Annotated in this window: 16 protein-coding genes; 3 read left to right on the top strand and 13 right to left on the bottom strand. The window is 62.3% G+C overall.

What is annotated here, in order from left to right; translation table 11 throughout:
- Positions 1 to 108: 108 nt before the first annotated feature.
- On the bottom strand, positions 109 to 405 hold the full coding sequence (locus G7Y52_RS14015) for a hypothetical protein (RefSeq protein WP_165072948.1): 297 nt from the start codon (positions 403 to 405) through the stop codon (positions 109 to 111).
- Positions 405 to 998 carry a pesticin C-terminus-like muramidase gene (locus G7Y52_RS14010; RefSeq protein ID WP_165072944.1) on the bottom strand — a complete coding sequence of 198 codons (594 nt, stop codon included), beginning with the start codon at positions 996 to 998 and terminating at the stop codon, positions 405 to 407. The genes G7Y52_RS14015 and G7Y52_RS14010 overlap by 1 nt, the downstream gene beginning before the upstream one ends.
- A gap of 142 nt (positions 999 to 1,140) precedes the next feature.
- Between G7Y52_RS14010 and G7Y52_RS14005 the strand changes: the two genes are divergently transcribed.
- Complete coding sequence (locus G7Y52_RS14005) at positions 1,141 to 1,485, top strand: type II toxin-antitoxin system RelE/ParE family toxin (RefSeq protein WP_241159767.1); 345 nt, start codon at positions 1,141 to 1,143, stop codon at positions 1,483 to 1,485.
- A gap of 2 nt (positions 1,486 to 1,487) precedes the next feature.
- The gene (locus G7Y52_RS14000; protein WP_165072942.1) at positions 1,488 to 1,787 is read left to right on the top strand and encodes a helix-turn-helix domain-containing protein; all 300 of its coding nucleotides are present in this window, start codon (positions 1,488 to 1,490) and stop codon (positions 1,785 to 1,787) included.
- 241 nt (positions 1,788 to 2,028) lie between these two features.
- Here the strand turns inward: G7Y52_RS14000 and G7Y52_RS13995 are convergent, their stop codons facing one another.
- Both G7Y52_RS13995 and terL read right to left on the bottom strand, forming a co-directional pair.
- Positions 2,029 to 2,688, bottom strand: a complete 660-nt coding sequence (locus tag G7Y52_RS13995) for a hypothetical protein (RefSeq protein ID WP_165072940.1) — start codon at positions 2,686 to 2,688, stop codon at positions 2,029 to 2,031.
- An 8-nt stretch (positions 2,689 to 2,696) separates the two neighbouring features.
- A complete protein-coding gene (gene terL / locus G7Y52_RS13990) occupies positions 2,697 to 3,140 on the bottom strand; it encodes a phage terminase large subunit (protein ID WP_241159768.1) in 444 nt (147 codons plus the stop codon).
- Here terL and G7Y52_RS13985 point away from each other — a divergent pair.
- Positions 3,057 to 3,281: a hypothetical protein gene (locus G7Y52_RS13985; RefSeq protein ID WP_165072917.1), complete on the top strand. Its 225-nt coding sequence runs from the start codon at positions 3,057 to 3,059 to the stop codon at positions 3,279 to 3,281. The two genes, terL and G7Y52_RS13985, sit on opposite strands and share 84 nt — an antisense overlap.
- Here G7Y52_RS13985 and G7Y52_RS13980 read toward each other — a convergent pair.
- From G7Y52_RS13980 to G7Y52_RS13940, 9 genes are all read right to left on the bottom strand, one after another.
- Complete coding sequence (locus tag G7Y52_RS13980) at positions 3,271 to 4,233, bottom strand: hypothetical protein (protein ID WP_165072938.1); 963 nt, start codon at positions 4,231 to 4,233, stop codon at positions 3,271 to 3,273. The two genes, G7Y52_RS13985 and G7Y52_RS13980, sit on opposite strands and share 11 nt — an antisense overlap.
- Positions 4,211 to 4,765 carry a hypothetical protein gene (locus tag G7Y52_RS13975; protein WP_165072936.1) on the bottom strand — a complete coding sequence of 185 codons (555 nt, stop codon included), beginning with the start codon at positions 4,763 to 4,765 and terminating at the stop codon, positions 4,211 to 4,213. The genes G7Y52_RS13980 and G7Y52_RS13975 overlap by 23 nt, the downstream gene beginning before the upstream one ends.
- Complete coding sequence (locus G7Y52_RS13970) at positions 4,746 to 4,943, bottom strand: hypothetical protein (RefSeq protein ID WP_165072934.1); 198 nt, start codon at positions 4,941 to 4,943, stop codon at positions 4,746 to 4,748. The genes G7Y52_RS13975 and G7Y52_RS13970 overlap by 20 nt, the downstream gene beginning before the upstream one ends.
- Positions 4,940 to 5,371 carry a RusA family crossover junction endodeoxyribonuclease gene (locus G7Y52_RS13965; protein ID WP_165072931.1) on the bottom strand — a complete coding sequence of 144 codons (432 nt, stop codon included), beginning with the start codon at positions 5,369 to 5,371 and terminating at the stop codon, positions 4,940 to 4,942. Before G7Y52_RS13965 ends, G7Y52_RS13970 begins: the two co-directional genes overlap by 4 nt.
- Positions 5,368 to 5,757, bottom strand: coding sequence for a hypothetical protein (locus tag G7Y52_RS13960; RefSeq protein ID WP_165072929.1), 390 nt, complete (start codon positions 5,755 to 5,757; stop codon positions 5,368 to 5,370). The genes G7Y52_RS13965 and G7Y52_RS13960 overlap by 4 nt, the downstream gene beginning before the upstream one ends.
- 173 nt (positions 5,758 to 5,930) lie before the next feature.
- The gene (locus G7Y52_RS13955) at positions 5,931 to 6,803 is read right to left on the bottom strand and encodes a hypothetical protein (protein ID WP_165072926.1); all 873 of its coding nucleotides are present in this window, start codon (positions 6,801 to 6,803) and stop codon (positions 5,931 to 5,933) included.
- Entirely contained in the window at positions 6,800 to 7,033 is a 234-nt protein-coding gene (locus G7Y52_RS13950; RefSeq protein ID WP_165072924.1) for a hypothetical protein, read from the bottom strand. Before G7Y52_RS13950 ends, G7Y52_RS13955 begins: the two co-directional genes overlap by 4 nt.
- Before the next feature lie 4 nt (positions 7,034 to 7,037).
- Entirely contained in the window at positions 7,038 to 7,307 is a 270-nt protein-coding gene (locus G7Y52_RS13945; protein WP_165072921.1) for a DUF4258 domain-containing protein, read from the bottom strand.
- The coding region (locus tag G7Y52_RS13940) for a phage regulatory CII family protein (RefSeq protein ID WP_165072919.1) at positions 7,304 to 7,824 on the bottom strand (521 nt) is incomplete at its 5' end. The genes G7Y52_RS13945 and G7Y52_RS13940, both read right to left, overlap by 4 nt.

Below are 7,824 nucleotides of genomic sequence, written 5' to 3'. Positions count from 1 at the left end.
ATGGCCTCGTCAAAACGGATGATGAGGGCGTCAACCTTGGCTTCCAGGCGCGCGATACTCGCGGCCGTGTTCAGGTCATATTCGGAAAGTTCGCGGTCAACGCTCACGCTAAAACCCCATGCCGAACAGCGCGGAAACGGCCAGCCATATTTCCTTGCCCATGCTGGGCGGCAGGGTGAGGTCTGGCCAGTAGGTAACAAGTACGGGCCGCGCGACGGCCTCCCATGCGAACAGGAGACAGAGCAGGTACATCATGAGCCTGCGCGGGGTCAGACGTCCGCCGCTGGCCCGTTCCGTCTCGGCATTGATTTCCAGATTCTTTTCCTGGAGCCTGGCCCGATCCGGCAGGATTCTGTCCAGGGCTTTTCCCCCCAGACCAAAAAGAGACGTGAGAAATTTGATCATCACACAACCTCCGCCAGCAACCGCCCCTCGTCCGCGCGGCGGTTGGCGTACCGTTTGAACCCGGTTTGCAGTTCACGGGCGGCCTGGGCCCAGTCCCCGGCGCAAAGATACTTCCATGTTTTGGGGTAGCCGGAAGGCGCGCCCAACTGGTAAAACAGAGAGACAATGACTGCCTGGGCCTGGGGCGGCACGTTCGCAAACGGCAGGCCCGCGCTATCCCGGTCGTAAAGAGCTGCGGCCCTGCGGATATAGTCGCCATGCACGGCCGCATCCACAGCGTCGCACTGTGCATCGGTGAGAGTAAGGGGCGCGGCCGCCAGGGCGGCAAGCGCATCCTGACGGCGTTTGCCAAGATAGGGCCGGAACCGCTCCATGAGCGGCGCGGGAATCCCCATGCGCCGCAGATCGGCCTCTGCCTGCTGGCCGAGGTCCAGACCGGTGCCGACCGTCACGCCGGACGCGCCAATGGGCTCCCCGCACGCGGCCGGGTTTTCCCGGCCCGTGAAATTGCGTTTGCGGCACGGAATATAGGCGACAAGCTGCCGCGTCTCCCAGCGGGCCAAAAAGCGACGGATGAACTCGGTATGCACCATGAAAAACGCTCCCGGTTTGCCGGAAGCATAGCATGGAGATTTCGGCCAGGGCATACGCGGGCGTATCGCGGGCGTATCGCGGGAAGGGGTTGACAGGGTTTGGAGTCTTGACAAAACTACTTCAATGAAGTATATCTAGTCCATGAACATACCGCCGATGACAGTCGTGGAAACCGTCCCTTTTTTGCGGGATGCAAAGGGGCTCCTACCGGATGAGGAGCGTGCGAGACTGGTGCTGTTTCTGGGGACAAACCCGGAGGCCGGAGACCTGATTGAGGACACCGGCGGAGTGCGAAAGTTGCGCTGGGCACGAAAGGGCGGCGGGAAAAGTGGCGGCTACCGTGTGCTGTATTACTACTATTCGGAGCGTATTCCGCTTTTCATATTGGGCATCTACGCCAAAAATGCCAAAGAAACAGTGGAGAAAGCAGAAAAAAACACCTTCAAAAAATTGATTGCGCTGCTTCGGCAGAGTTACGGGGTGTAACCATGAGCGAAGTTGGACAGAAAATTATCGAGGGCTTGGAATCCGCCTTGGAAATCGCCCAAGGCAAGGCTGATCCTTCCACCTATCGCGCGCATACGATTCGCGTCGAAAACGTGGACATCAGAGCCATTCGGCGGCGTATGGGGCTTTCCCAGACCATGTTTGCCGAGCAGTTCGGCTTTTCGGTAAGCACGCTGCGGAATTGGGAGCAGGGCAAACGTAAGCCCGACCCGGCCGTCCGCGCGTACCTGCGTGTCATCGAAAAAGCGCCGGACACCGTGCGGGCGGCCTTGGCGGGCTGACGAACTCAGGGGCCGGGGAAAAATTCCCCGGCCTGTCCTTTCCCGAACGACTCGCGCCAGAGCTGTAAGCGAACCGCTTCGGCACTGTACCGCGCATTTCTCTTGCTCCCCTCCACGGCAATGGGGGCGCCACAGGCGGCCCATCGGCGCACAACTTTCGCGCCGACGCCCATTTCCTCACAGATTTCCCGCATACTCTTCAGGATTTTCGGGGTATACGACACAGCATTGGCACGCTCCATCAGTAGCCTCCCAGCTCGTCGGCAGGCCCCCCGTAGAGTTTGGCGCGCTCGCCCCATTCCGGCCATGGGTCAACGTCGATTTCCGCAAGCGCGAAACACAAGGCCGCCGCGCCTGGGAAGTCCGTGGGCTTTCTGCCCATGTCCTCCTCCTGCAACTTGGCGATCTCGTCGGCTCCCGTGCAGGCGTCTCCCAGAAACAGGGTCTTTTCGCTCCTGGTGCGGCGCTGCGCCAGAGCGTGGTAAAAGGGCAACAGCCCCTCGCCCCGGCCCTGCCACCCCTGCGGGTCGCCATAGTGCAGGAGCGGGCGGCGGAGTCTGCGCTGCTTGTCGTTTGCGTCGTCCAGCAGGTACACGCGATTGTCCGCCATGGGCGTGGCCCAGTACTGGACCAGCCAATCCTCTGTCATGCGGGCCATCCGGGACACCAGGACCGACACGTCGTCGCTGCGGATCTCCTCCAGCCTGTGCACATCGTGCCTGAGCGCGCCCAGGACGTTCTGGCGGGAGCGCGTCTCCCCCAGTACCACAAGGCAGCCCGGCCGCTCTCCGCAGGGCCACACCAGAGAGCCGACAATGCGCCGAAAAGCCATGCCTGTGGCCGCCTCCCGGTAATATCGCTCTCCGGTGAGAGCGTCTCTCAAAAGTCTCAGCCGTGCCATGCCGCCTCCTACGACAGATCCATTCCCCGGCTTACGCCGCCGCCTGCCTGTAAAAACTCGTTGAGCGCGTCGCAGGTCACGTCCACCTGATCATCGTGCTTGTGCGTCATGGCCGGCGAAAACGCCGCCAGCTCGCCCAGATAGGCCGCGAGCCACGGCGCGGACTCGGGCACGCACAGGCGCCCGGCCCGGATGAACGGCAACACGTCATTGACGCGGCTCACCTTGTCCGTGCCGCGCTGCACGGGAATGATGGGCATGTCCCGCAACGTCTCGTCACGCCGCAGGCTCTGTATCAAACCCGTGCCACTGGCCTTGTCCTCAATCAGCACGCCGCGCAGCCTGAGCGGAGAGGGCCGCCGCGGCCGGTGCCGGGCCAGAAAGGACGCCGCGACCGTCAGCAGGTCCGGGGCTTCCCACTTGCCGCGCTCCACGTCCAGCAGATAGAGCATTTTCACTTTAAAAATGCTCTGCTGACGCGAAAGCGGCAGCCGCCGCAACGCGGCGTACATTCAGGCGAAAACCGCGTTTTTCGCCTGAATGACACCTTTGACTTTCATAAAAAGTCAAAGGTAATCTGCTCTAGACGCTGACGCCGTCAAAACCCCACAGCGAGAGGACGGAGTAGTCATTGCGCTCACTCGTCTTGAGCGCGGTATCCATGACAAACAGCAGGGTATGCAATGTTCCGGGCGGGCTCGCGTACTGCTGTATCCAGTCCGTCCTGATCATGGCTCCGCCCGGCGGCGTGGGCCGCTGCATGTATTGTGCGGAAAACGCGAAGGGATCCATGGTCTCCATCCGTGCCGCGCTCTCCTTGCCGAACGTCTCCGGCCACAACATGGTCCCGCTCTCGTCCCGAACCGGGATGTGCAGTATGTGCCACAAGTCGGGCTCCCGCTCCATGAGATAGCCCACCAAGTCCTGTTCATGCAGACGTTGCATGATCAGCAGAACCGGCGTCGTGTCTCTGTTGCGGCGCGAGTAAAGCGTCTGGGTATACCATGCGTTGCACCTCTCCCGCACGGCCATGCTGTACGCATCCTTGGCCTGAATGGGGTCGTCGATGCCGATGCCGCCCCCGAACTCGGGCCGTTTCTTCCCGGCACCAAAACCCGTGATTGTCCCGCCTACGCCCACGCCGTACACCGAACCTCCCGACGGAGTTGAAAACTGATCCTGCCGGCCTTCGCCCGGAAGCACCCCGACATACGGGAAAGCCCTGCGATACCAGTCGGAGGACACCGTGCCCTTGATGGCCATGGTTTGGGTCACGGCCAACTTGGCCGAACAGGACGTGTATATCCATTCCGAGTCAGGAAAACAGGCCAGTCCCCAGGATACCAAATCGCGGGCAATGAATGTCTTGCCGTGGCGAGGAGGCATACAGATTGCCATGTTGCGCCTGCCGTCCGGCAGGTCGCCCAACAGCCACAATGTAAGCGCGTCGAATATCCGCCGGTGGAAGGGCAGGACGACTCGCGGCGCCATGACGGCCACGCCGTGCGCGAGAAAAAATTCCTCAAGAGTCGGCAGGATTCGCATGTTCGTCCCAGGCGCGGAGCGCCGCTCCTTTGCGGATGTCCTCCAACACGTCCCTTGGCGTCATGAGCGCCGCTCCGGCCTGGGCCTGCTGATTGACGGTGACGGTGGTCTGCTGGGCCGGGGCCTGCTGCGCTGGCGCAAGGTTTCTGCGGGCGCGGGAAAGCGTCTCAATATCCGCCGCGCTCGTGGCCTGATGGGCGAGCGTGATGGCCTTGGCGGCCAGGGCCACGTCCAGACTGGCGAGCAATCTCTCTGCCTGCAAGCGCTCCTGCACCACGCTTTGCAAGGTGTGCTGGAAACGCACGGGCAGGTCTTGCGTTTGCGTTTCCACCTCGGCCATTTCCTTGACTGCCGCTACTTTCCGCGCCGCAAGGTCTTGCAAACGCCCTTGCGTCCAGCCCTCGGCCCGCGCCCGCCTGGAAACGCTGGACGTGGCCACGCCGTATGTCCGGGCCACGTCTCCAAGGCTTATGCCGCGCACCTCGTAATCGGCCCGCGCCTGCTCCCACTGCTCAGCGGTCAGCCGGGCCACGCCGAGCCTCCCTCTCAAGCCTGGCCTGCCACGCTGCGGAACAGGCCGGGCACCTATGGACTCTCCGGTCCACGGTCCAGCCCATGTTTTTGAGCGCGCGCCACACAGCGGACCAGTTGCCCGATCCGCCCGCCGTCTTGCCGCAATCCTCGCATTTCGCGCCGGTGATTCTGCTCATATCGCTTCGCCCTCCATCACTTCGCGCACGCATACCTCCCAGTGGCCCACCGCGCCGTACCGCTTCTCGCTGACCATGCGGATCACCTGCCGATCGTCGCCCCAGAATTGCAGCCTGGACATGGCGTCCTTGAGCTGCTTGGCCAGATTGTCCAGATCCGGCTTTTTGACGTGCTGGATCTGTCCCCGCAGCATGGCCGCCCGCGCCTTTTTGCTCACGCTTTGCGGCGGCGGGAACACGGCCCGGAACTCCAGCACCACGGCCCCGGACATGGGAACTTCCGGCGCATGGGGCGCCAGCAACGCGTCCAGGGTCCGCTCGGCCGCTCGCTGGGAGCCGGACTTGTACGTCATGCTGTGCCCGTTGACCACGCCGTGCCGGGCGCGCTGTTGCGCCGTGGGAATGCAGGACAACGTGAAAGCGATCATTGCCGTACCCCCGCGCACGTTTGCCTGATCAGTTTTTCCATTGCGTTTCTGGCCGCGGCTTCCCCGCGCAGAGCCCTGGATACCAGCCGTCCCAGGCCCGGCGTCTTGCGGTCGGAGACTTCCATCGGCAAGGACGGCAGCGATTGCACGGGCTGCCTGCATCTGGGCAGCACGGCCAGAATGTGCGCCGGGGTAGGGAATCGCGAGGATTCCCTGCGGTGCAGGGCAAAGGCCCGTTCTATGGCTTCAGGGTTCTCGCCGTCCAGGTCATCGGCGAAAATTTCAGCCAGGAGGGCAAGTTCCTCCGGGGAGCGCCCGGATTTGTGAACCGCCTCCGCCTCAATCAAACGCGGCAGGAGGCGTTGCCGTAGCTGCTCTCTGTCCATGTTGTTGCCCTCCTTGCGCCTGTTGCTTTGCCGCTCTTTCGCGCTCCCTGAGAGCTTTGGCTAGAGCATTTTCTCTTTGAAAATGCTCTGCTGACACGAAAGCGGCAGCCGCCGCAACGCGGCGTACATTCAGGCGAAAACCGCGTTTTTCGCCTGAATGCCACCTTTGACTTTCATAAAAAGTCAAAGGTAATCTGCTCTATGCGCATCATGTTGCGCCTGTCCTGCTGTTGGCGTTGAAACTCTGTCGGCGTGGCCTCCGATGGCGGTGAAGCCCGGCTCTGGATGGGCGCAAGCCAGGTCTTTTCGCGCAGATAGCGCCCAAGCCCGATCTCAAAGCCCCGGTTCCAGACGCCAGCTTCCTTGCGGGCCGAGAGGTCGTCAAAAAGCCTGGCGTTTCCCGGCCAGAGCGATGCGCCTGTCATGTCTCGCGCGGCCTTGAGCTGTTTGTACTCGGAAAAGCCCGCCAACGGGCCTTCAGCCCGCATTTCGCGGTTGTAGAACTCCCGGAGTTCCACAAATTCCAGCCCCGGGCCTGACAAATCCGCCCCGACTCCCTCACTGCCGCGCTCTGGGGAACGCGCGCGATCCTGGTTCACAAGACTCTCTACAGGAGGGGATGTATTTTCTTCCTGGTTAGGAGAAGGATAAGGAGAAGGAGCATTGCCAAAATCGTGCGGGCGCTTTGCGCGACGCTTTTCCCAGCCTGCGGTGGCATTTTTCCGGGCCTGCTCCTTCCTGGCTTCAGCTTCCGCCTGCCAGGGGTTGTGCTCGGCCCAGTCGTGGAGGGCATAGCCGCCCTCAACCTCGTCGATCCACACGCCAAGGCAGTGGTCAAAAAACGCCCGCTCCTCCCCCTGCCAGTCAGCGGTAAGCTCGATGTCTTCCCAATCCATACCGGCTAGATTGCCGTCAGGTTTATTTTGTGCCGCCCACAGCCACAAAACCTGAAGCGAGCGTATCCCTTCCAGACCGAGACGCTTCACAGTTTTTTTCGTCTTCGGGTGTTGCCAGAAGCCGACTGAAAGACGAATATCAGCGTTCATGCCGCCTCCTTTTTCACGGCGTCCGGGCACTTCTCGCAAGTCGTGCGGTAAATCCAGTTCCAGGTTCCCCGGCTCCCCTTGTGTCTGGGGCAGGGCCGCAAGTCCGGGCTGCGCCGGGCCGCTTCCCGCAGGGCGTCCCACGCGCTCATGAGCACTTCGCCGGTTTCCGGATCAATCCAATCACAATAGCCCGCCGTTTCCGGATTGGGCAGACGATGCCGACAGCGCATGGCGTCACCTCCGCTCACGCTGAAAGCGTCGTATCCGGGCGCGTTGCTTCTGGATATGGCGTTTCGGATTCTGGTTCGGCAGACGGAACGCCGTAACCACAAAACAGGAATTGTCCTGAACCACTGCAACCACTCGAAGCCGCCCGTGCGTCAGGATTCGACGGTCTCCATACCCTTCCATGGTTCCCGCCAGGATGGCGTCGGCTACCCGTTGGAGGGAAATGTCCCGCTCAAGGCAACGGTTCAGAGCATGAGCGGAAAAAGTCAGGTTCATGCCCTCCGCCTCCAAATCGCCCACCACGGGCGCTTGCGTTCAGGCCGCAGGCTGGCCAGGGGCATACATTCCGTGATGTCGGCATGGCTTGCCTGCACAGCCAGCATGGCCATGACCACACGGCAATCCTCAATTACATCACCCACAAGGCCGCGCACATCACGGGCGCAGGCCGGGTCAATGCCGCCGCCCTCGCTGTCGGCCAGGCGGCGCTGCACATCGCCCATGCTGGCGGCGGCTCTGGCCACGGCGGTCAATACCTGGGCCCTGTTCCGGGCCGGGGGCACGTCTTCCGCCTGCCTTTCAAGCTGGGCCTGCTGCCACTGGATCAGCACCGTGTTGTGCATGGCCCGGCACAGGGCGGGAATTTTACTCAACCCCGGATCGTAGCCGTCGCCGCGTTGCAGATAGCGCCGCACCACGGCCGCGCTCAAACCGGCCGCCGCGCCGATTTCCTCAGCCGTCAGACCGGACACGTCCTTGGCATGGCGTATGGCCTCAGTAGCGGTCATGTTCT

This window comes from Desulfovibrio sp. ZJ200 (genome assembly GCF_011039095.1).
Classification (GTDB): domain Bacteria; phylum Desulfobacterota; class Desulfovibrionia; order Desulfovibrionales; family Desulfovibrionaceae; genus Desulfovibrio.
Note: the sequence above shows the minus strand (reverse complement) of the source record. Positions and strands in the feature narration are given on the sequence as shown.

What these genes read in the sequence shown, in the direction of transcription:
- G7Y52_RS14015 (WP_165072948.1), bottom strand. Translation starts at nt 405, where the DNA reads ATGATCAAATTTCTCACGTCTCTTTTTGGTCTGGGGGGAAAAGCCCTG.
- G7Y52_RS14010 (WP_165072944.1), bottom strand. Translation starts at nt 998, where the DNA reads ATGGTGCATACCGAGTTCATCCGTCGCTTTTTGGCCCGCTGGGAGACG.
- G7Y52_RS14005 (WP_241159767.1), top strand. Translation starts at nt 1,141, where the DNA reads ATGAACATACCGCCGATGACAGTCGTGGAAACCGTCCCTTTTTTGCGG.
- G7Y52_RS14000 (WP_165072942.1), top strand. Translation starts at nt 1,488, where the DNA reads ATGAGCGAAGTTGGACAGAAAATTATCGAGGGCTTGGAATCCGCCTTG.
- G7Y52_RS13995 (WP_165072940.1), bottom strand. Translation starts at nt 2,688, where the DNA reads ATGGCACGGCTGAGACTTTTGAGAGACGCTCTCACCGGAGAGCGATAT.
- terL (WP_241159768.1), bottom strand. Translation starts at nt 3,140, where the DNA reads ATGCTCTATCTGCTGGACGTGGAGCGCGGCAAGTGGGAAGCCCCGGAC.
- G7Y52_RS13980 (WP_165072938.1), bottom strand. Translation starts at nt 4,233, where the DNA reads ATGCGAATCCTGCCGACTCTTGAGGAATTTTTTCTCGCGCACGGCGTG.
- G7Y52_RS13970 (WP_165072934.1), bottom strand. Translation starts at nt 4,943, where the DNA reads ATGAGCAGAATCACCGGCGCGAAATGCGAGGATTGCGGCAAGACGGCG.
- G7Y52_RS13965 (WP_165072931.1), bottom strand. Translation starts at nt 5,371, where the DNA reads ATGATCGCTTTCACGTTGTCCTGCATTCCCACGGCGCAACAGCGCGCC.
- G7Y52_RS13960 (WP_165072929.1), bottom strand. Translation starts at nt 5,757, where the DNA reads ATGGACAGAGAGCAGCTACGGCAACGCCTCCTGCCGCGTTTGATTGAG.
- G7Y52_RS13955 (WP_165072926.1), bottom strand. Translation starts at nt 6,803, where the DNA reads ATGAACGCTGATATTCGTCTTTCAGTCGGCTTCTGGCAACACCCGAAG.
- G7Y52_RS13950 (WP_165072924.1), bottom strand. Translation starts at nt 7,033, where the DNA reads ATGCGCTGTCGGCATCGTCTGCCCAATCCGGAAACGGCGGGCTATTGT.
- G7Y52_RS13945 (WP_165072921.1), bottom strand. Translation starts at nt 7,307, where the DNA reads ATGAACCTGACTTTTTCCGCTCATGCTCTGAACCGTTGCCTTGAGCGG.